The organism is Marinobacterium sediminicola (genome assembly GCF_022343685.1).
GTDB classification, from domain to species: Bacteria; Pseudomonadota; Gammaproteobacteria; order Pseudomonadales; family Balneatricaceae; genus Marinobacterium; species Marinobacterium sediminicola.
Genome location: NZ_CP092123.1, coordinates 544,221 through 565,672, shown reverse-complemented (window position 1 = coordinate 565,672; position 21,452 = coordinate 544,221). Strand labels below are relative to the sequence as shown.

Here is a 21,452-nt window from a genome sequence, read left to right as displayed (position 1 = left end):
GATCACTCAAGACTGGGCTTAGATACCCTTGATCGTGCCCTTGGGCAGTTCGGCAGCCACGTGGGCTTTCTGGAACTTGAGCTCGGTACCTTCAGACACTTCCAGTACGACGTAGTCATCAGTCAGGCGAGTAACCTTGCCGATAATGCCGCCGGCGGTGATCACTTCATCACCCTTGGCCAGATTGGAGATCAGATTCTTGTGCTCCTTGGCACGCTTGGCCTGTGGGCGCCACATGAAGAAGTAGAAAATCAGACCGAAGCCGACCAGGAACAGGATGTTGAACAGACCCGCATCTGGGGCTGCTGCAGGGGCTTCAGCGGCCAGCGCCGGAGAGATGAAAAAGCTCATTCAGGTGTACTCCCGATTACAGTAAAAAGTGTTCGTGTCATGCCGTCAGTGGTGGCGTTTCCTCGCCCCGCTGACGATAGAATTCGTCTACAAAGTCGCTCAATTTACCCTGTTCAATAGCGTTGCGCAAACCGGCCATCAGCTCCTGATAATAGTGCAGGTTATGGATGGTATTGAGCTGCGCACCAAGGATCTCCTTGCACTTGTCCAGGTGGTGCAGGTAGGCGCGACTGAAGTTCTGACAGGTATAACAGCTGCAGGTTTCATCAACCGGTGAAGTATTCGTCTTGTTCGCCGAGTTGCGGATCTTGACGATACCCTTGCGGGTGAAGAGGAAACCGTTGCGCGCGTTACGGGTAGGCATCACGCAGTCAAACATGTCAACGCCGCGACGGACGCCCTCAACCAGATCTTCCGGCTTGCCCACGCCCATCAGGTAGCGCGGCTTGTCTTCCGGCATTTTCCACGCCAGATGATCCAGAACGCGTTTCATGTCTTCCTTCGGCTCGCCCACGGACAACCCGCCAATGGCATAACCATCGAAGCCGATACCGGTCAGGCCTTCCAGCGACTCGTCACGCAGGTCTTCATACATGCCCCCCTGGATAATACCGAACAGCGCCGAAGGGCTGTCACCATGGGCGTCTTTCGAACGCTGAGCCCAGCGCAGCGACATGCGCATGGAATCAGCCGCCTCCTTGTGAGAAGCCGGATAGGGCGTGCATTCGTCGAAGATCATGACGATGTCGGAACCCAGCTCACGCTGCACCTGCATGGAACTTTCCGGGGTCATCACCACTTTGCTGCCATTGACGGGTGACTGGAAAGTCACGCCCTCTTCGGTGATCTTGCGCAACTTGCCAAGACTGAACACCTGAAAACCGCCCGAGTCCGTCAGAATCGGCCCCTTCCACTGCATGAAATCATGCAGATCACCGTGCATCTGCACGATTTCGGTGCCCGGTCGCAGCATCAGGTGGAAGGTGTTGCCAAGAATAATCTGCGCACCGGTGGCTTCGATATCACGCGGCAGCATGCCCTTGACCGTACCGTACGTCCCCACCGGCATGAACGCCGGGGTTTCCACCACGCCCCGCGGGAAGGTCAGACGACCACGACGCGCCTTGCCTTCCGTGGTGATGGTTTCAAACTTCATAAAGCATTCTTTTCTCACGGGGACTCCTCATCCGTCGCCTCACGACGGGTCAAAAACATGGCATCGCCATAGCTGAAGAAACGGTAACGTTCGGCTACGGCTTCGGCATAGGCATCCATCATCGCCTTGTGGCCTGAAAAGGCACTGACCAGCATCAACAGGGTCGATTCAGGCAGATGGAAGTTGGTAATCAGGGCCTCCACCGTGCGGTAGCGATAACCGGGATAGATGAAAATATCGGTATCACCATAAAACGGCTGGATTTCGCCGGACTGACTGGCGGTTTCCAGACAACGCACGCTGGTCGTACCCACGGCGATCACACGATTGCCACGCGCCTGTGCCGCCTTGACTGCCGCACAGGTCTCTTCCGAGACTTCGATATACTCGGCATGCATGTGATGATCCTGAATATTGTCCACCTTCACCGGCTGGAAGGTCCCCGCTCCGACATGCAGGGTCACAAATGCCTGCTCGACCCCCATCGCCTTGAGCTGCTCCAGCAAGGGCTGATCGAAATGCAGCCCTGCCGTGGGCGCGGCCACCGCGCCGGGCTTGCGGTTATAGACCGTCTGGTAACGTTCTCGATCGGACAGCTGATCTTCGCGCTTCATGTAGGGCGGCAGCGGCATATGACCATGTTCTTCAAGCGCACTGACCAGGTGCCCGTCCAGATTGGTGAAGCGCACCTGGAACAGGTTCTCCTGACGCCCGGTCACCTCCGCCTCAAGCCCGCCTTCGAGTTCGAGCTTCGCGCCGGGTTTTGGGGCACGGCTGGAGCGGATATGCGCCAGCGCTTCACTGTCTGAAGTCACGCGCTCAATCAGCATCTCGATCTTGCCACCGCTCGCCTTCTGGCCAAACAAACGCGCCGGAATCACGCGGGTGTCGTTGAAGACCAGCAAATCACCGGGCTGAAGCAAGGAAGGCAGATCAGAGAACTGGCGATGCGCCCGTTCGCCGGTATTGCCGTCGACACAGAGCAAACGGCTGGCACTGCGCTGCTCCAGAGGGTAGCGCGCAATCAGCTCCTCCGGCAGCTCGAAGTAGAAATCTTTTACCTGCATGGGACTCAAACTGGAAACCTGTTGGAAAGGGCGAATTCTACCTGAGCGCAGCATTTTTTTCAGTCCTGATTGACGAACCGATCAAGACAAATATAATATGCGCCTGCTTTCAACGGTTTGACTGTTGATCGACTGCAAAGCCAGCGTGGTGAAATTGGTAGACACAGGGGATTCAAAATCCCCCGCCTTAACGGGTGTGCCGGTTCGAGTCCGGCCGCTGGTACCACTTCTTCAAGCCCTTGAAGAAGCACAGAAAAAGCCTGTAAATCAAAGGCTTTGACAAGCAAGCGGGACCGAAAGGTGGCCGCTTTTTTTGTGCCTGAATGCCCCACCCGGTCCATATCCTGCCCGCCGTCTGTGCAGTTTCTGTGCGTCGTGACATCCAACGGTATCCATCAAGCTCCGGTGTGCTCACCTGTTGTTCCGCGACCTGAAGGCCGCGCTAGTGCTCCGGTTAGACCTTAACTCGCCCAAGCCGAGGCGATCGGCACTGGCTCCGGCCACCTGTAACCGCATCATCGGGTTGCTGAAGACGATGGGACAGCTGGCGCTGCGCATGGATGTAATCGACGTGAATGAAGCGATGAAGATCGAGCAGTTGCGGGAGGACAACATTCGTACCCGTTTTCTGGACGTGCAGTAGCTTAAGGCGGTAATCCACGCATTGCTGGCGGTGACCACGAACGGCGGAAGCCGGGAGGTATGTCGGGTGCGAACCCGTAACAGATCTCGGCATCCGAGGAGGTTTTCCTCCCCGGTGCCGCTGGAGCTGTCCCTTATCTTAGAAGGGCACGGCCAGCCTGAAACGAATTGAGTCAGCATGACCGGAATTAACGGATTGAGTCCGTTCGTACACAAGCGAAGAGCCTACCCCGTTATTATGCTGATAATCCCCACCAACTCGGAAAATCCAATGGGAGGTTGCGGAAGCATCAACTTTCAAACGATAGCCTGTTGCATCACCAACATAGCGGAGATCAGCATTGGACTCGGGAGACAAATCCAAGCCGTAAGCCAGCCTCGCAAAAGGTCTGAGCTGACCACCATTCACAGCCATCTTATAATCGGCATCCACACCCAGATATATCATGTAATTCTTAACATTCTGTCTGTCATACTCCAGAGCAAGTGCACCACCCTGTTCTGTATAGCTTCCCAGCCTTGTATAAGCGGCATTTATTTCTGCGTAGGGGGTCAGCAAAAAGTCCCCTTTGATGATCGGCTCTTTTCTGATGGATGCGGAACCGAAGATCATATTGGCATTTCGGCTTCCGGTCAGCACCTGGGTGCCATCCATTCGCACTGAGTCCAGGCTCATGTGACCCAACCCCAATACCAGATCAATTGGCGGCAGCTCTTGACTGTCAATACTGGTATACATGGACAAACTGACATTATCGGATTCAAGGTTACTGCCAGCGTTGCCAACATCGATATCATCCTGCCCCAGATTCAAGGCGAAGCCGATAATCGATTCATTGCTCAGCTGCTTATCCATACCAATAGCCAGGTTAATACTTTCAGTATCATTGCTCTGGTTGGTGACTGAGTTTTTGTCTTTCGCAAGTGTCAGGTTACCTGCGGTCCAAAGATACCAGTCACCAAGGACTTTTCCGGCGGTCGGGTTCAGATTGACCCTTCCAAAACTGTTTTGAGCGCTCGCAATGACCAACTCCATTGGAGGGGCCTCTACATCAGCCATGGTCTGTACATTGGCCCCCAGACGACTGTCACTCTGAGATGTCGTGTTCGATGCAAGGTAGAATGCGCTCAGCGCTTTCGGGTCCCCACTGATGAACTGTTGCAGCAAAGGATCATCAACATGAAGATTAATCCCCTGAACCGATTTCAAATCGGATGACTGATTCCTTCGCAGCCACTGCATCCTATCATTCGCATGCTTGATACTATTGCTGTAGAAACGATTGGCGGCCTGAGTCGTTGCATTCAATGTATCAATAACGTCAGCTTTCGATGTCGGGTCAGATCCATAATTCCACTCAAATACGCTGGAAGCGGTATTTCCATTACTGGCGGCGTCTGTAAATACACCTGCCAAAACGGACACAGTGACAGTTCCAATAGAGTTCGGAACAAGGGTGGCTGTATACACAGTGGATGAAACTGCACTGAAGCTGTTGATTGAGCCATTACCCACTGTCACGTCCGATGCATCAAAATTCACAGTCGGTTCATTTGTCGTGAACGTAAGCTGGATGCTGCTGTCGTCCGAGGATTCTCCACTTGATACTTCTTGAGCCGAAATATTTATATTTGGCGGAGTAGAGTCACAGGCAGTTGTAGTGAAGGTTTGCTCAGGGCCGTAGAATACGCCAAACCAGTTGGCGGCATAGTAATATGTTTGCCCACAGCTGAGACCAGAGATATTTCTTGATATAGTGATTGTCGAATTTGGGGGTACATTCTGCCCAGATGTCGTATTAGTGTAAGGCGTACCCGAGTTTCCACCCCAACCAATTGCTACGCCATCAACAGAGTTGCTGCCACTGGTGTTCTGCACTCTGATATTAAGCGTAGCACTGGTACTGGTTATATTACTGGAGTATGTCGACTGTACCAGCAGTGCAGCTTCAGCTTTAGCTGAGATGGAACCCAAAAGCAGCAAATACAGGAAAGGCTGCCCGTATCTCAAGATTTTTTTCACAAGCTTACACCCCTAAGTCTTATGGATTGTTCTTAAAAACCCCCATCTTCTTTGTGTATTTCTTTGGAGTCAATAGTAACGGAGAAGCGATTGAATTCTCACGCATCGCCGAACTGGCCAGCCGAAAGAGACCGGCAGACAAAAACGGCCCAAGCATGGGTTTTCAAGGTGATCATGACGTGCGCGCTAGAGGGTTCAAAATTCCCCTGCCCTAACAGGTGTGCCGGTTCGAGTCCGGCCGCGGGTACCACTTCTTCAAGCCTTTGACGAAGTTTGCAAGAGCACATTCTGTACTAACCCTTACTCCCCCCTTACAGTCGCTTCGATAGGCTGCAAAACAGCATTTTATCCTTCCGTTCAGCCTGTTAAAGCCTGGCCGTCCGTCATGGTATAATCACGATTATTTTCCCCTCCCGGCAAAGGTGTACTCATGCCTCGCATTTCTTCCGAGCACCTGTGTTCAGAATGGTCGTCCATCAACCTTCGTTTCTCCCCTGATATACGGCAGCTCGCCATCGACTTTGCACGGGAGCACTCGGCTTCTCTATCCGAACACTTCTATCGGGAAATGCTATCCGACCCCGGCGCGTCACAGTTTTTATCCAACGACGAGGTCCAAAGCCGCCTAGGTGTGGGTGCTAAGGAGGTTGTTCACGCCGGTTAAGTTCGAGATGCTGGTTATCGCCAAACAAACAGCACAGAACAACCGACATGAACAACCCTCACAAGAATGCCCGAACTACGCCTCATATTCGAGCCCTGATCGTTGATCGAGCCCTCCGTAAGCGGCAGCCGGTGCGAGACATTGCCAGCACTTTTGGTATCAGCACGCACACTGTGTACAAGTGGATTGCTCGTTATCGAGAGGCAGGTGAGGCTGGTCTTGAGTCAGCATCCAGCCGTCCCCACGCCTCACCGAGGCAGATGCCGAAACAGTGGGTTGAGCTGATTCAGAAGATGCGCCTGACACTCAAGTGGACTGCCAAGCAGATCGCACAGGCACTGAGTCTGGCTTACTCCACAGTGACAGCTGTACTGCGCCGACTTAAGCTCAATCGAGCCTCACACCTGGAGCCGGTGCAACCTGCGCAGCGCTACGAACACCCCGCGCCGGGTGACATGCTGCATATGGATATCAAGAAGCTGCCTCGCTTCGACAGGCCCGGCCACCGCGTGACAAACAACCGTCGCCAGAATACCCGAGGTGCGGGTTATGAGTGCGTTCATATCTGTATTGATGATCACAGCCGCTGGGCGTTTGCCCGGGTACTACCAGATGAGCAGCAAGGCACCACAACGCGCTTTTTGGAAAACGCTCTAGCGGCCTACCGCGGAATAGGTGTAGAGGTGAAACGCCTGATGACCGATAACGGTCCAGCCTATCGTTCCCGTCGGTTCAATGCAGTTTTACAACGGGAAGGGATCAAGCATGTATACACGCGCCCATACACGCCCAGAACGAACGGCAAGGCGGAGCGATTTATACAAACAATGATCAGGGAGTGGGCATATGCAGTGCCCTACGCAAACGACATATCAAGGGCCTGGGCGCTGACAGACTGGATCAACCACTACAATAAACAGCGCCCTCATGGCAGTATCGGAAATCTACCGCCGGTGTCTCGAATACCGAAGCTGCGTGAACAAGGTGTTTAGTATTCACACCTAGGGCAGTCGATGCAGCGCTGGGTATCCGGTCTGTTCTGCGCAGGCACCGATGAAGACGTGCAGCGACTGATTGCCGAGCAGCGCAAGATTGGTGAAGTGCATGCACGTATCGACATTCCCTTACACCTGGTACTTCGGGGGGCTCGTTGTCTGAAGGATCGATTTGCGCAGCTGTTACACGAAGTCGATCACCTTTCGGCAGACGCACGGTACTCGGCCATACGACTGGTCGCCGACACGATTGACCTGGCGATGGAAATCATGGGCCATGCCTATGAACTGTCACACGACCGTAACTCCAGAGCAGAAGAAGCTTATCGACTGTTCGCCATTACCCAGAATATTGCCAACGAGAAAGAACACCAGAGAGCGGCCCTGTTCGATTGGGAAAACCAGCTGATGTTCAGTCAGGCAATTGGCACCAAATCCAGCGAAATGCCCCGCATCCAGGCGTCAGACTTCGGACTTTGGTTTCGGCACAAGGGGATTCATGCCTTCGAGGGCTCAGCCGAGGCAGCGGTGGTTATGGACACCATGGAAGAGATCGACAACGTGCTGCTGCCCCTGTTTGGCGCTGATGACAACAGTGTCAACAGTAAGCTCTCCAACATTCACCTGCTCAGGGATCTGCGTGACAAGGTCAAGAGCATTCGCTTTCACCTGAGCAACCTGTTTGAGCAGAACAACGAACTGGAGTCAGGGCGAGATGTGCTGACCCGGTTATTGAACCGCAAATTCATGCCTGTGGTGTTGAGCAAGCAGATCAGTCAGGCCCGCTCACAAAAAACGAGCTTTGCCGTTTTCGCGATTGATATTGATTACTTCAAGCGGGTGAATGATACCTATGGCCATCAGGCCGGTGACGCGGTACTGCAGCAATTGTCACTCATTCTGGTGAACAACAGCCGTTCCGGTGATTATTTGTTCCGTCTGGGCGGAGAAGAGTTTTTGCTGATTGCCGTGGACATGGATGCGACCCGCGCCAGGTCGATGGCCGAGAAACTGCGTAAAAGCGTCGAGCAGGAAGCGTTCCGGCTCTCCGAGGGTAAAGAGCTGAACGCCACGATCAGTATTGGCATCGCCTGTTTTGACGGGCACCCAGACTATCAGCGTCTGGTGCGCAGAGCGGATGATGCCCTGTATCACGCCAAGAATACGGGCCGCAATAAAGTGGTGGTCGATCTGGCTGGAGATGCTCTAGCAGACTCCCAATCTGGACATCCATGATTTGACCTGTTTTTCAGCCTTGTCCTGAAGGCCTTGCGGGATGAGGCCCACCTCCATCAGACTGAAACACTCGAGCACACTCGCTTGCCTCACCCGGAAACGGTCAATGTGATCGGTTCTGCAGAATGAACTATGATGACCTCAAGGCTGCTCTTAACTGCCTGACAGCCTGTATCGACAATCAAGGAAGTGATCATGAAACTGGCAATACTCTCTCGGTCCTTAAAATCATATAGCACCCGCCGGTTGAAAGAAGCCGCCTTGGACAGAGGCATCAATGTCAAGGTACTGGACACACTGAAGTTTGCCATCGATTTAAAGCGTGGCGACCCTGACCTGTATTTCCGTGGCAGACAGCTCAGTGATTATGATGCCGTCCTGCCCAGAATTGGCGCCTCGATCACTTACTACGGTACGGCGGTCGTGCGTCAATTCCAGGAAATGGACGTTTTCTGCGCCAATACCGCTCATGGCATTGCCAACTCCCGAGACAAACTGCGCAGCCTGCAGATTCTTGCCCGCCACCATATCGGCATTCCGGAAACCACTTTCGTTCGCGACAAGCGGGATGTTTTGCCGGCCATTGAACGTGTAGGCGGTGCTCCGGTCATCATAAAACTCATCGAAGGCACTCAAGGCATAGGTGTTCTTCTGGCAGATACCGTCAAGGCTGCCGAGTCGATCATCGAGTTACTGCAAAGCCAGAAACAGAACGTACTGATTCAGAAATTCGTCGCCGAGAGCCGCGGCCGGGATATACGTGCGCTGGTCGTCGGCGATCGCGTGGTTGCCGCCATGCGACGCGTTGCTCAAGGACAGGAGTTCAGAAGCAACGTCCACCGTGGTGGTATCGCCGAACCAATTGACCTCCCGGAAGAGTATGCAGAAGCCGCCATTCGCTCAGCACAAATTCTGGGCTTGCGTGTTGCCGGGGTCGATATGCTGGAGAGCGCCACCGGCCCCCAAATCATGGAAGTCAATTCATCCCCCGGCCTGGAGGGCATCGAAAGCTGTACTCAGCTGGATGTTGCCGGTGCCATCATTGACTACATAGCGGCACAGGTTGAGTTTCCCGAAATAGATATTCGCCAGCGACTCACTGTCAGCAAGGGGTACGGCGTCAGTGAAATTCTGGTTCCAGATGGGTCAGAATTCGTCGGCAAAACCATTTCGGATGTAGACCTCTCATCCAAGGACCTGAATGTCCTGACCCTTAACAGGGGCAGTAAAGTCATACCCAACCCAAGAGCGGACCGGATTCTGGAACCGGGGGACAAGCTGCTGTGCTTCGGTAAACTCGAATCCATGCGCGGCATGGTTCCGGCTCGAGCTCAACGCAGGCGCCGCCCCAAGGTAATGGACTTGCCTGACACAGCGGTAACCAATCCTGACTCTGATGGACACAATGGACATGACTAAAACACTTGGATGGCGAGAATGGGTATCCCTGCCTGATTTAGGGATTGCGAAGATCAAGGCAAAAGTCGATACCGGCGCAAGGACATCCGCTCTGCATGCTTTCGATGTCAGGCTTGCAGAGGTCGATGGCGTTAAGATGGTGAACTTCAAGATTCACCCGTTTCAGCGAGACTCGGAAACGGTGATTGAGTGCCAGGCACCCTTGCTTGATGAACGCGAAGTACGCGACTCTGGTGGTCACAGCGAAATGCGTTATGTCATAGAGACCTGCATAACCATAGGTTCAACCACGCATATCGCAGAAGTCACGCTGACAAACCGCGACACTATGGGATTCCGCATGCTGATCGGCAGAACGACCATGAAGGGGCATTATCTTGTCGATCCCGGAAAGTCCTATCTGCTGAGAAAAACCAAAAAAACCGCCTGACATTATCCAGATCTCATACACCAGAGCCATCTGCCTGTGGCCACAATGCCCCTGGAAACAATCAATGCAGTTTCAGGCCATTGCCAAAAAAAGGCTTCGATCGGTCAGACCACTCCTTATGCAGCATTTGCAGGAGGCTCTGGAGCATCATGGGACGTGCTGTATTAGAGTGCGCCCTCAGTAGAAAGCAGAGTACGCCTTCCTGAAAGCGCATACTCACAGCGCGTTCATGCACCCTTCAGACATGGTTGATTCATCGGTCAGCTCCCTTAGGGACTCAGCCAGCGTTTCAGACTCACCACGAAAAGCGATCTGTCAAACCATGCCCTTGGTCAACCTTAGTGGTAAGGGACTTGTTTTCACTGAATAAAGTTTGGAATATGGTGCCTGCGCTTTCACAACTCGGTAGTTGCTCATGCGAAAGCGACCGGATGTTCAAGGACAGGACTTCCTCTTGTTTGGCAAGCCAATGACACGCCCCCTGTCACCATCATGCCAATGTAAAAGTCCTGTCTGGGGAAAATAATAATGATTAACCATCGGACACATTCTCTCTCTGCCCCGTGCATGGCCTTGCTATGTACGGTGTCTGTAACTGTTCAGGCCGCCGCGCCCGATGGTGCCGACTTTGCGTCACTGTCTCTCAAGGAACTGGTTTCTCTTGAGGTGTTCACTTCGGCATCGCTGCTGCCAACACAAACCAGCAAGGCACCGGGAACGGTTTACACTTTCAGCCGGAAAGAATTCGAGCACCTTGGTGTTCGCTCTCTGGATGACCTTATGGCCTTTGTCCCCGGCCTGCAGTCGAACCAGTACCGCAAACGGCACCGCTCCATCTGGGCTCGCGGCCTGCTGGATCGTTACAACGACAAGATGGTGCTCATGGTGGACGGCGTCAGGATGCGCAGCCTCTACTATGGTCACTTCTCGCTGGGCGACAACCTGCCTCTTGAGAGCATCGAGAAAGTCGAGGTCATTCTTGGCCCTGCATCCAGCCTTTATGGCGCCAATGCCTTCGGCGGCATCATCTCCGTTACCACCCGTGATTTTTCAGACACTCCGGAATATAACCTGACTGCCGAAGCGGCCGACCACCAGCGCCTGAAAGGCACGCTGAGTTACAACAGCCCGACATTCCAGGCGTTTGCCAGTCACACGCAACAGGATGCTCCTTTTCGGAGCGACCGTCTGAGTTTTATCGGAACAGAGGTTCTCCAGCCACTGGATGAAGATTTCAGTAACTTCCAGCTCAAGGGCAAGCCTCTACCGGGCCTGACCTTGTCGCTGAATTACACGGACAACTCGACGCCTTTTTTATTCATCCCCAGCAGCCAGGATGCCTTTGTCGATGAGCAATTACTGACACTGGCGGCAAACTATGAAACGGGTACCATTGATACGGGGCGCATCGAGAGCGTGCTCTATTATCAGCAGGACCACATCAAAGAATACGAGATTGAGCAGAACACCCGAGCTCTGGGTTACATCGAGTATCAGAATGCCACCAAGGCCGGTGCTTCAGTAACCGGCTTGAAGCGCTATGGAGACCATACGCTTGCCGCTGGCCTGAGCTGGCAGCATGAGCAGGCCGACGACACCAGCTACACTCGCTTCTTTCATTTCAGTGATGGTTTTCTGGACCCTGCCGAAACCGGCAACCTGCTGTCCAAACCGGGCATCACCAACAACGACTTTGCCCTCTTCGTTCAGGATGTCTGGGATATCAGCCCCGAGCTGAACCTGACTCTTGGTGGCCGCTATGACGAATTTGACCAGTTCGGCGGTTACTTCAACTACCGTGCGGCGCTGGTATATACCCCGGACGCTCGGCAGACATTCAAGGCTCAGTACGGTACCGCGATCCGCACTCCAACCCTGCGTGAATACCTCAAGGTGATGGAAGGTACCAGCTTCATCCCACCAGTGGCTGATGCCGAAGAGATTCGCATGATGGAACTTGGGTATATCTATCAATGGGATGAGGCCAATCTGAGTATCAGCCTGTTCAGGAGTCAGCTGGATAACTTTATTCTGGAGATGCCTACGCCAGACAATGCCGACGAGTTTTTCTCCAACAGTGACGATCGCTATACGATGCGTGGTGTCGAGGCTCTGTTCAATGCCCGCCTCAGCGATCGACTGAATCTGCGTCTGGGAGCGGCATATCTGCATTCAGACGCACCGGACAGTCAGGAGTTGCCCTACCTGGCCAGCTGGACCGGTAGTGCTCAGCTGGATTATCGCTACTTGCCGCATCACAACCTTGGTCTGAGTCTGATTCATAACAGTACTCGCGAGGACACCAACAGTTTCTCGAATGATGCTGCCGATCACTTTGTGGTGACCAACCTCTATGCCTTTGGACAGATTAACCCCAGCCTTTCCTACACCGCCGGGATTGACAACCTGTTTGATAAAAAGGTCTTCGACCCGGCCGCCGACTTTGGCTCTCAGTTCAACAATGAACGCAGTGAACGAGTAATCTGGCTGCGCCTGAGCTGGAGTGGTGACCTTTGATCCAGGCTCTGATAGAACGCCGCGATATGAAGCCTTATCCCGTGCAGGTTGCGCTCTGGCTGTCACTCTGCGCCTGTTGTCTGATCGCGAGCAGCAGAGCCTTTGCCGATCCTCAGTCTGAGAAAGTCAGCCTCATAAAAGCGGCCTTTGTGTATAACATGGCCAAGTTTGTCGACTGGCCCCAGAATCTCTCGATCCAGCGTCAGGATCGATTTGTCATCTGCTATTACCGGGAAGACTTTCTGGGCCGCGGATTCGAATCCATCCAGGGTAAGAAAGTACAGCAGCGCCCTGTGGAAAAACGGGTTATCGATGCTCTCCATCGCTCGAATTCCTGTGACGTGGTGCTCATTGGCACCTCTCAGTTGCAGCAGTTTCACCTTGAGCTGGACGATACTCTTACAGACCCTGTATTGACCATTGCAGACCTTACTGAACCGGGTACCCGCAACGAAGACCACCATCACGCCATGATCAATCTGGTTCGAGACGGAAAGGGCATGGGATTTGAAGTCAACCTCAATCTCGTCACCCAGGCAGGGCTCACCATCAGTTCGGAGTTGCTGAAACTGGCCAGAGTCAACCGACCCTAGTGTAGGCAAGTATGAAGAGTCTGTTCAAAAGGCAATCGCTCAAACGCAAACTTCTGGTCCTGCTGATGGTCATCAGCTGTTCCGTGCTGCTGCTCGCCACACTGGGATTTGCTGTCAGTGACTGGATTAGTTCAAGAGGCGAACTCTACGACCGAATGCGCTCGCAGGGCAGTCTGATTGGTAACAACACCCTGGCCGCTCTGGTGTTCGGTGATACGGACGCGGCGCAACAAACTCTGGCGACCCTGAGCGGTGAAGACAATGTGGTTGCCGCGGCACTGTTTGACCATTCAGGACAGAGCTTTGCAACCTACAGAAGAGGATCGGTCTCCCTCCCTGAGGCCTTGCCCAAGCGCACTACCGGCGAACTTGATGGCGTACTCTATATACTCCAGCCGGTCATTCATGATCATGAAACCATCGGCCATATCATGATTCTGTCCGAACTGAGCAACTGGCAGCAACAGCAGGTACAGCGAATGATGGTGGTACTGGGACTGTTTCTGGTCTCCGTTCTGGTCGCCAGTATTTTATCGGATGTCGCACAAGGCGTAGTAACAGGCCCGATTCTGAACCTTGCCCGAACCGCTCGGCGCATCACCGAGACCCGCAATTATGAGCTCAGAGCAGAAAAGCTTTCGCAAGATGAAATTGGCAACCTGGCAGATGACTTCAATGAAATGCTCAACCAGATCCAGTTGCGTGATGAGGAATTGCGCAGCATTCAGGCTCATCTTGAAGAAAAGGTTCAAGAGCGCACCGCAGAACTGGAGGAGCTCACCCGTCAGCTTGAACATCAGGCCTTTCATGACACCCTGACGGAGCTATCCAATCGCGCTACCTTTGATAACAACCTCATTACCGCGATCCATTATGCGCAACGGCATAAAAGCCAGCTTGCCGTCATGTTTCTCGACCTGGACCGATTCAAGGAGATCAACGATACCCTTGGGCATGGCATCGGAGATAAACTGCTGATCGAAATGTCAGCGCGCCTGCGGAACTGCCTGCGTGAGAGTGACAACCTTGCCCGCCTGGGGGGGGATGAATTTGCTGTTCTGTTGATGGATGCCAGCGTTGACGGCGCAGCAGAAGTGGCACAGAAGCTGGTCAAGGCGATCAGCCATCCGGCCAATATTGATGGTTACCATCTGCAGGTCAGTACCAGCATCGGCATCAGTCTCTTTCCTGAAGACGGCACAGAGGCGTCAGCACTGCTGAAGAATGCCGACACGGCCATGTATCATTCAAAAGAACTGGGCGGCAATCAGTTCAACTTCTACGTCACTGAAATGAACCAGCGGACCGAACGCCGTATGCTGCTGGAAAGCAAGTTGCGTTGTGCACTGACCCAGCATGCCTTTACCCTCCACTACCAGCCCAAATGGGACAGCCAAAGCCTCAGGATGACAGGCGTTGAAGCCCTCATACGCTGGTTCGATGATGAGGAGGGCTTTATCTCACCGGCCGAGTTCATTCCTTTGGCCGAGGATTGCGGCCTCATCAGTGAAATAGACGACTGGGTGACTCATCGGGCCTGCCAGGATCTTCTGTCACTGTATGGCGAGTCAGAACCCCAGCTGTCACTTGCAGTTAATCTGTCCCCTGCGTTGTTTATCAAGGAAGATGTCTACCGGCGCATCGCCAGAACCCTTGAAGAGACTGGTTTTCCGGCACATAAACTGGAACTGGAAGTTACCGAAACGCTGGTGGTTTCCGAGGTCGGTTCGGTATATGAGCAGCTGAGCAAGATTCGCAACCTCGGTGTTGAGATCGCCATTGATGACTTCGGGGTCGCCTATTCATCCCTGAGTCGCCTCAAGCAACTGCCACTGAATACCCTGAAGATTGATCGTTCTTTCATACAGGACATCGGCACAGATCCGAATGACGAAGTCATTGTCAGAACGATTATCGATATGGCACACAACCTGAACCTGAAGGTCGTTGCTGAGGGTGTGGAAACAGAACAGCAATATCAGTTCGTTAAAAACCATCTTTGCAACCAGGTACAGGGCTACCTGTTCAGCAAACCCGTTCCCTTGTGTGAGCTGGCCGTTTTGCTTCGACAACAGGACCAGGCCCCTGGCCCCTCCTCGCCCAGCGTTCAAGCCAAGCTGTTCTAACAACTGTCGCACGGAGCGTCGCACCCGAACACCCAGCACTCAAACCATCATCAGGCCTGACCGTGAACAGCTATCCGATTGCGCCCCTGCTGCTTGGCCAAATACAGTGCTTTATCCGCATGAGCCAGCAGTACTTCTGCATCAAGCTCTCCTCGGCTGCAACTTGTCACCCCGATGCTCACCGTGATCTGGACCTGCTCACCACCCGGCAGTTGAATTCGACAGTCTGATACCGCCTCGCGTAACCGCTCTGCCAGCTGCTCAGCCTGCAGGCAAGCGGTATTGGGCAGCACGACGGTAAATTCTTCGCCACCATAGCGACCAAGAAAATCGACTTCGCGCAGGTGCCTCAGGAGCACATTGGAAGTTTCTTTCAGCACCTGATCTCCTGAGGGGTGCCCATAGCTATCGTTGATACGTTTAAAGTGATCAAGATCCAGCATCAGCACACTGAGCGCCTGGCCATAGCGTGAACTTCGCTTAATCTCTGTGGATAACTGCTCCATCAAGGCTCTTCGGCTCAACACTCCGGTGAGCTCATCCCGCTCCACCAATTGCTGCAACTCGGCCTGGGCTTTAACACTGGCACTCAGGCGACTGCGTACCAGATAAAACAGGCTGAACAGGCTTACCCCCATGATCGACAGGAATACGAACACCAGCAAATGGATTCGACTGGAACCTTGCTGCATCTCACTGACCAACTGATCAACCTGGACGGCGGGTACGCTAAAGCCGATACCGCCCCGGATATCCCCTATCCGATACCCCTGACCTTCATGACATTGCATACACTCTGGCTGGATGGTCAGGCCAGCGAAATAACGATAACGTCCCCCGATTCTCTCGACCCGTTCAAGCTGACCACTGCGCTCAAACTGCTGCAAGGTTGCCGCTTCCCAGGCATCAGGGCGATTGGCAGGATTGATCGGTTGAAGGCTGGTGATGCGCATCTGTATCTCTGAGCCCTGTAACAGCTCCGAGATCTGTCGCGTCATATATGCAGGGTTAACTTGTGTCAGCTTACGCCCAAAGTTATCGGTGATATCCCGATCCTTGTTTCGCAGGTAAGGGTTAGGTGGCGTCGCCTCTGAAACCGGGACATACACCTTGCCTTGAATTGCGTTCCAGTGCCGGGCCGTTTGGATCAACTCAAAAGCGGCACGCCCCTGCACACTGAACACCTTCAGTGATATGGCCTCTATTGCCTCACGGTTAATGTGCCAGGAGAGCCCCACCACGTGCCCTAACCCCAACACGATCAGCAGATTGATAATCGCCAGCCTACGCAACAGTGACCCCGCTGAAATAGAAGCAGATGAAATACCCTTTTAGCATAGAAGAATAACGCAGGCGCACAAAGCCGATACTGATTCCCATCAAAGGCTAAATTTCGTACAGCCCGTTGTGTCACAATCATCACCACGATATAATACTAAGGTCTAACACACATATTGGGGAGTGTTGTTATGAACGCAAAGCACTACACCGGTTTTCCGAGTGAGGATCGTCGTATCCACCTGGAGCTGGTTGCCATGGGCTACACGGATTGTTCTGAGGAACAAGGTCCTGGTGCTTTTGCCCGACTGTACAAACAGGCTGGCGAACTGCTGACCTGGATGCGCTGGAAGGGTGAAATCGCTGTTAGCGGTCACCGTATCGGTGCCCATGTGACCCGTCACATGGAAGCGATCAAGACTGCGTGACAGCTTCAGGGTGTTGATACCTAATCTGTTGTTTGTTGTTTAGGCCCGCAAGGTTTACCTTGCGGGTTTTTTTATGCCTGTGCTTTACAGAGATCCACCCCAGGCTTACATGCGTAGCCATGCCTAAAATGCACGGAAAACGCCCATGCCCAATGCCCCCCGCCTTAGACTCGTTCTCGGAGATCAGCTCAACCTGAACATTTCCAGTCTGCGTGATGCAGACCCGAGTCACGACCTGATCCTGATGTGCGAGCTCAGTGTGGAAGCAACGTATGTACGCCACCACAAACAAAAACTGGTACTCGTACTTTCGGCCATGCGCCACTTTGCAAAGCAGCTGAAGGAAGAAGGATTCAAAGTCCGTTACCTGCGGCTGGATGATACGGAAAACAGTGGCAGTTTTACCGCTGAAATCGAAAAGATTCTGTCTTCTTCCGATTGCCGACACTGCGTAATGACCGAACCCGGTGAGTACCGTCTGAAGCTTCAGTTTGAGCAATGGCAGCAGGCACACCCGGAATACACCCTTGAGGTACGCGAAGACGATCGTTTCCTCTGCCGTCATGAAGAGTTCCGCCAATGGACAGAGGGACGCAAACAGTTGCGCATGGAGTACTTTTATCGGTGGATGCGACGCCGCTACAAACTACTCATGGACGGTGAACAACCGGTGGGAGGCAACTGGAATCTGGATGCACAAAACCGTAATCCCTTGCCCGACACCCAGCGCCCTCCCAAACCTGTGCGTTTTCCACCGGATCGTATCACCCAAGAGGTCATCGATCTGGTCGAAGATCGATTTCATAACCATTTTGGCGATCTGCATGAGTTCGGGTGGGGTGTGACCGCCGCACACGCAAAAGAGGCTCTGGACAGTTTTATTCGTGAACGGTTACCGCTGTTCGGTGACTATCAGGACGCCATGCGAGCAGGAGACCCTTGGCTGTATCACTCACACCTGAGCGTATACATCAACCTGGGATTACTTGATCCAATGCAGGCAATCCGCGCTGCTGAAGCAGCCTATGAATCCGGGAGCGCCCCCCTTAACGCCGTCGAGGGCTTCATTCGTCAGATTCTGGGTTGGAGAGAGTTTGTTCGAGGTCTTTACTGGCTGTGGATGCCCGACTATCCCAGACTTAATTACCTTCAGGCCGATCGTCCATTGCCTGGTTTTTATTGGGATGCAAAAACCGATATGCACTGTCTGCAACAGTGTATACAGGACACACACAAACATGCCTACGCTCACCACATTCAGCGCCTGATGGTGTTGGGAAATTTTGCTCTGCTGGCAGGCATTGATCCGACCGCAGTCAACGAGTGGTATCTGCTGGTCTACGCTGATGCTTACGAGTGGGTGGAACTGCCCAATGTCCACGGCATGATTCTCTATGCTGATGGCGGCGCTCTTGCCAGCAAGCCCTATGCCGCAGGAGGCGCTTACATCAACCGGATGTCAAATTACTGCACCCGATGCCGTTATGATGTGAAGCAGAAAACCGGGACCAACGCCTGTCCCTTCAATTATCTGTACTGGCACTTTCTGGAACGGAATATCAACCTGCTGCGCCACAATCCCCGCATGGCACTGGCCTACCGAAACCTTGAACGTATGAAAGAGGAACTGCGTGAGGAAACCAATCGAAGCGCGCAAATCTTTTTGCAGCAACTGGACTAGCACACTAGCGCAGTAACACACCAAGGCTGCCGCCGGGCAGTTCCTCCAGTGGCTGTTTACGATAGATTCGCAACTGGCTTTGGCGCAGCGTCTCTGCAGTATTCAAGGGCAGGCGCTCCGTGAGACGCAGGTATCGATCAACCATTTTCAGGCGTTGCTCCCGCTTGCCGTCACTGTCCCTGGCCGCTTCCATAAACAGCTGTGCCAGATTCAACAGTGCCGCAGCATTACCCGGATCATATTCAATTGCCAGCCCGAAATAACGTATGGCTTGCGAAAGCTTACCAGCCAGGTAGTGCTTAACACCCAAACGATTAACCTTGTCACTCATGCCCTGATCACGCTGAGTGCCCGTGTCGACTACCTCTGGTTCAGGCTCCAGAACCGGAACATGATCACCCGCCAGAATCAACGACTCACGCTCCAGCTGCAGGGGTAGATCCAGCTCGGCGTTGCGACGCTCCGCGTCCTGCCGGTACTTGTGGGCCTCCTGCATTTCACCCAGATCCTGAGCCACATTGGCACGCAGCAAGGCCGTTCTCACCTTCAGTGCCGCATCCCCCGGAAAACTGTACTCGGCCTTATTCAGATGTGCATCCAATTCGTTGCGGAGCTCGATCTGTCGGCGAATGTCGGCCCCCTGCATCTCTAAGCGACGAATATTGGCCAGCCTCAAGTAGGGCTCAGGTGAGCGATAGCAACTGTTGCGCCCAAGGGCTATGGATTTACGGTATGCCCCTTCTGCCAATTCCAGCACCCGGGTCTGCGTAGCGACCCTGCCCAATTCCATCTGCCGGGGAATACCCAGAGGTGCCTTGGACGTCGCCAGCTGCAACATCTCTCTGGCGCCATCAAGATCCCCACTCTGCTCGCAAACCTGAGCCATGAGGTCATAGGCGGCAATCAGCAGAGGGTAATGTTCAATCAGGCTCTCAAGCAAATCCTGGGCTTCTGCCAATCGCCTCATGGCAACCAGTGCCTGAGCCATGCATAGCCCAAGTTCCTTGTCCGGCGTCTGCCAGAATGCGGGCTCAAGGACAGCATAGGCCTCATCGGGCCGATGGAGCTGTAGCAGCAGACTGGCCTTCAGACGACGAGCATAGTCCCGGTTGGCATCCTGACGCGGCAAATCGTCACAGGCCTGAACAGCCGCTTCAAGATCACCGGCCTCGATCGCCTGCTCAACGGGAGCCATGACCTCCTTTCGCAGTACCAGGTTGTCCAAACGACTTTTCAACTCTTCAATGGAAAAGGGGCGCGTCAACAGATCATCAGGACGACTGTCGATGGCGTGCAACACGACTTCCTGAGAAGCATCACTGGTCATGAAGATCCAGCCAGCAGTGGGACGGATAAAACCGCGGAAACGCGCTTCCTCCAGCAGCTGTAGCCCCGTGACAGCATCGCTGCTGTTGTGTCCCAGCAGGATGATGTCAAAAGACTCTTCCTGAATCAGCTGAAGCACTTTTTCATTGACGGTCGTCGCTTTGACATTTCGCACACCCAGCTCACGCAACATGTAGAAGATGGTCGAGCGCAGGTTGCCACTGCTGTCGATCAGCAGAACCTTTTTGTGGGTGTAGTCGATGTTGCGAGAAGCCACCGTGGCCGGTCCACCTTCAAGTCTGATACTGTTGTTGGAAATTGTATTCAGTATACAGAGCCTTAGGTGCAGCAAGAAGCACAGGAAGAGAGGGAGACTGATAAAAAAACACCGAGCATCGGGGGCGATGCTCGGCGTCAAAGACAGTTCTATGCTGTCTGAACACTATAGAGGACCTTTGTCGCAGGACTCATGACCGAGGTCAAATATCAATACAGAGACTAGGGTTTAAGAAGAATTAAGACCTTCGCCTAAGCCTCGGTCACTACTTTTTCCTCTAGAATGTCGACAATAGAGGAACAGGCTATCGCTATGACGACCGCATTTATTACACACAAGGACTGCATGCTGCATAACATGGGCCCCGAGCATCCGGAGAGCCCAGTTCGGTTAGCAGCTATTCACAAGGTGTTGCAACGCACCGGCCTCATCGACCAACTGGATCAGGTCACTGCGGTGCCCGTTACCGACGAGCAGATCTCACTGGCACACCACAAGCTGCACCACAAGCGGCTGGAAGCCAAGCAGCCACAGTCGGGGGTTCACTACACAGACGACGATACTGCACTCTGCCCGGACTCGCTGCATGCCGCGAGCCTTGCGGCCGGTGGTGTTATCCTTGCGACCAACCGTGTACTGGCCGGCAAGGCCAATAACGCCTTCTGTGCGGTACGGCCTCCCGGCCATCATGCGGAATACAACCTCGCGATGGGTTTTTGCCTCTACAACAACGTCGCCATAGGTGCCGCTCACGCACTGCTGCAACCCGGGATTCAGAAAGTTGCCATTCTGGATTTTGACGTTCACCACTGCAACGGTACGGTGGATATTTTCAAGGACCGCCCCGAGGTACTTGTGTGCTCAACCTTCCAGCACCCCTACTACCCTGAACGCTATCACGAGATCGACCGCCCCAATATCGTCAACTGCCCCATCGCGGCACATACAGAACCTCATGTATTCCATCGTGCGATCGAGGAAAAATGGCTGCCGGCATTACACGAGCACCGCCCTGACATGATTTTCATATCGGCCGGCTTTGATGCTCACAAGGAAGACCCGATGGCCGACCTGAACCTGGAAGAAGAGGACTATCGAAAAGTCACTCAGGTAATCAAGCAGTTTGCCGATGAGCACTGTGGCGGTCGCATTGTTTCCGTGCTCGAGGGGGGATATAACCCGGTGCCGCTCGCTTTCAGCGTCCAGGCTCATCTGGAAGTCCTGGCCGGTTTCTGAACCGGTC

General features: G+C 53.6%; 17 protein-coding genes, 1 tRNA gene and 2 pseudogenes. 14 read left to right on the top strand and 6 right to left on the bottom strand.

What is annotated here, in order from left to right; translation table 11 throughout:
- Positions 1-18: 18 nt before the first annotated feature.
- The 3 genes from yajC to queA are packed head-to-tail and all read right to left on the bottom strand — an operon-like array spanning position 19 to position 2,574.
- A complete protein-coding gene (yajC, locus tag LN244_RS02655; RefSeq protein WP_239041314.1) occupies positions 19-351 on the bottom strand; it encodes a preprotein translocase subunit YajC in 333 nt (110 codons plus the stop codon).
- Between the two features lie 37 nt (positions 352-388).
- Positions 389-1,507 carry a tRNA guanosine(34) transglycosylase Tgt gene (tgt, locus tag LN244_RS02650; RefSeq protein ID WP_239041313.1) on the bottom strand — a complete coding sequence of 373 codons (1,119 nt, stop codon included), beginning with the start codon at positions 1,505-1,507 and terminating at the stop codon, positions 389-391.
- Between the two features lie 14 nt (positions 1,508-1,521).
- Complete coding sequence (gene queA / locus LN244_RS02645; RefSeq protein ID WP_239041312.1) at positions 1,522-2,574, bottom strand: tRNA preQ1(34) S-adenosylmethionine ribosyltransferase-isomerase QueA; 1,053 nt, start codon at positions 2,572-2,574, stop codon at positions 1,522-1,524.
- Between the two features lie 139 nt (positions 2,575-2,713).
- On the opposite strand from queA, the gene LN244_RS02640 reads away from it, so the two are divergent.
- Positions 2,714-2,800, top strand: a tRNA-Leu gene (locus LN244_RS02640).
- A 219-nt stretch (positions 2,801-3,019) separates the two neighbouring features.
- Positions 3,020-3,217 carry a hypothetical protein gene (locus tag LN244_RS02635; RefSeq protein WP_239041311.1) on the top strand — a complete coding sequence of 66 codons (198 nt, stop codon included), beginning with the start codon at positions 3,020-3,022 and terminating at the stop codon, positions 3,215-3,217.
- A gap of 138 nt (positions 3,218-3,355) precedes the next feature.
- Here the strand turns inward: LN244_RS02635 and LN244_RS02630 are convergent, their stop codons facing one another.
- Positions 3,356-5,239 carry an autotransporter domain-containing protein gene (locus LN244_RS02630; RefSeq protein WP_239041310.1) on the bottom strand — a complete coding sequence of 628 codons (1,884 nt, stop codon included), beginning with the start codon at positions 5,237-5,239 and terminating at the stop codon, positions 3,356-3,358.
- Between the two features lie 711 nt (positions 5,240-5,950).
- Between LN244_RS02630 and LN244_RS02625 the strand changes: the two genes are divergently transcribed.
- The 9 genes and pseudogenes from LN244_RS02625 (at position 5,951) to LN244_RS02590 (ending at position 15,219) form a co-directional block, all read left to right on the top strand.
- Entirely contained in the window at positions 5,951-6,895 is a 945-nt protein-coding gene (locus tag LN244_RS02625) for an IS481 family transposase (RefSeq protein ID WP_239040410.1), read from the top strand.
- Between the two features lie 18 nt (positions 6,896-6,913).
- Positions 6,914-7,183 (top strand): annotated as a pseudogene (locus tag LN244_RS16415) (protoglobin domain-containing protein); the annotation flags it as partial.
- Positions 7,160-8,134 (top strand): GGDEF domain-containing protein, encoded by a 975-nt coding sequence (locus tag LN244_RS16410; protein ID WP_338037891.1) that lies wholly within the window; start codon positions 7,160-7,162, stop codon positions 8,132-8,134. The pseudogene LN244_RS16415 and the gene LN244_RS16410, both read left to right, overlap by 24 nt.
- 195 nt (positions 8,135-8,329) lie before the next feature.
- Positions 8,330-9,208, top strand: a pseudogene (locus LN244_RS02615) (ATP-grasp domain-containing protein); the annotation flags it as partial.
- A complete protein-coding gene (locus LN244_RS02610; protein ID WP_425542787.1) occupies positions 9,185-9,553 on the top strand; it encodes a cation:proton antiporter regulatory subunit in 369 nt (122 codons plus the stop codon). The pseudogene LN244_RS02615 and the gene LN244_RS02610, both read left to right, overlap by 24 nt.
- Positions 9,546-9,983 carry an ATP-dependent zinc protease family protein gene (locus tag LN244_RS02605; protein WP_239041308.1) on the top strand — a complete coding sequence of 146 codons (438 nt, stop codon included), beginning with the start codon at positions 9,546-9,548 and terminating at the stop codon, positions 9,981-9,983. The genes LN244_RS02610 and LN244_RS02605 overlap by 8 nt, the downstream gene beginning before the upstream one ends.
- A 585-nt stretch (positions 9,984-10,568) precedes the next feature.
- Positions 10,569-12,500, top strand: coding sequence for a TonB-dependent receptor plug domain-containing protein (locus LN244_RS02600; protein WP_239041307.1), 1,932 nt, complete (start codon positions 10,569-10,571; stop codon positions 12,498-12,500).
- A gap of 26 nt (positions 12,501-12,526) precedes the next feature.
- A complete protein-coding gene (locus LN244_RS02595; RefSeq protein ID WP_239041306.1) occupies positions 12,527-13,093 on the top strand; it encodes a YfiR family protein in 567 nt (188 codons plus the stop codon).
- 11 nt (positions 13,094-13,104) lie between these two features.
- On the top strand, positions 13,105-15,219 hold the full coding sequence (locus tag LN244_RS02590) for a putative bifunctional diguanylate cyclase/phosphodiesterase (RefSeq protein WP_239041305.1): 2,115 nt from the start codon (positions 13,105-13,107) through the stop codon (positions 15,217-15,219).
- Between the two features lie 50 nt (positions 15,220-15,269).
- On the opposite strand, the gene LN244_RS02585 is transcribed toward LN244_RS02590, so the two are convergent.
- Positions 15,270-16,511 (bottom strand): diguanylate cyclase, encoded by a 1,242-nt coding sequence (locus tag LN244_RS02585; protein WP_239041304.1) that lies wholly within the window; start codon positions 16,509-16,511, stop codon positions 15,270-15,272.
- Positions 16,512-16,688: 177 nt separating this feature from the next.
- On the opposite strand from LN244_RS02585, the gene LN244_RS02580 reads away from it, so the two are divergent.
- On the top strand, positions 16,689-16,925 hold the full coding sequence (locus LN244_RS02580; RefSeq protein ID WP_239041303.1) for a hypothetical protein: 237 nt from the start codon (positions 16,689-16,691) through the stop codon (positions 16,923-16,925).
- Positions 16,926-17,070: 145 nt separating this feature from the next.
- Entirely contained in the window at positions 17,071-18,606 is a 1,536-nt protein-coding gene (locus LN244_RS02575) for a cryptochrome/photolyase family protein (protein WP_239041302.1), read from the top strand.
- Positions 18,607-18,610: 4 nt separating this feature from the next.
- Here LN244_RS02575 and LN244_RS02570 read toward each other — a convergent pair whose 3' ends face one another.
- Positions 18,611-20,209 carry a tetratricopeptide repeat protein gene (locus tag LN244_RS02570; protein ID WP_239041301.1) on the bottom strand — a complete coding sequence of 533 codons (1,599 nt, stop codon included), beginning with the start codon at positions 20,207-20,209 and terminating at the stop codon, positions 18,611-18,613.
- Between the two features lie 312 nt (positions 20,210-20,521).
- Here LN244_RS02570 and LN244_RS02565 point away from each other — a divergent pair, with 312 nt between their 5' ends.
- Positions 20,522-21,445: a histone deacetylase family protein gene (locus LN244_RS02565; RefSeq protein WP_239041300.1), complete on the top strand. Its 924-nt coding sequence runs from the start codon at positions 20,522-20,524 to the stop codon at positions 21,443-21,445.
- The last annotated feature ends 7 nt before the right edge of the window (positions 21,446-21,452 follow it).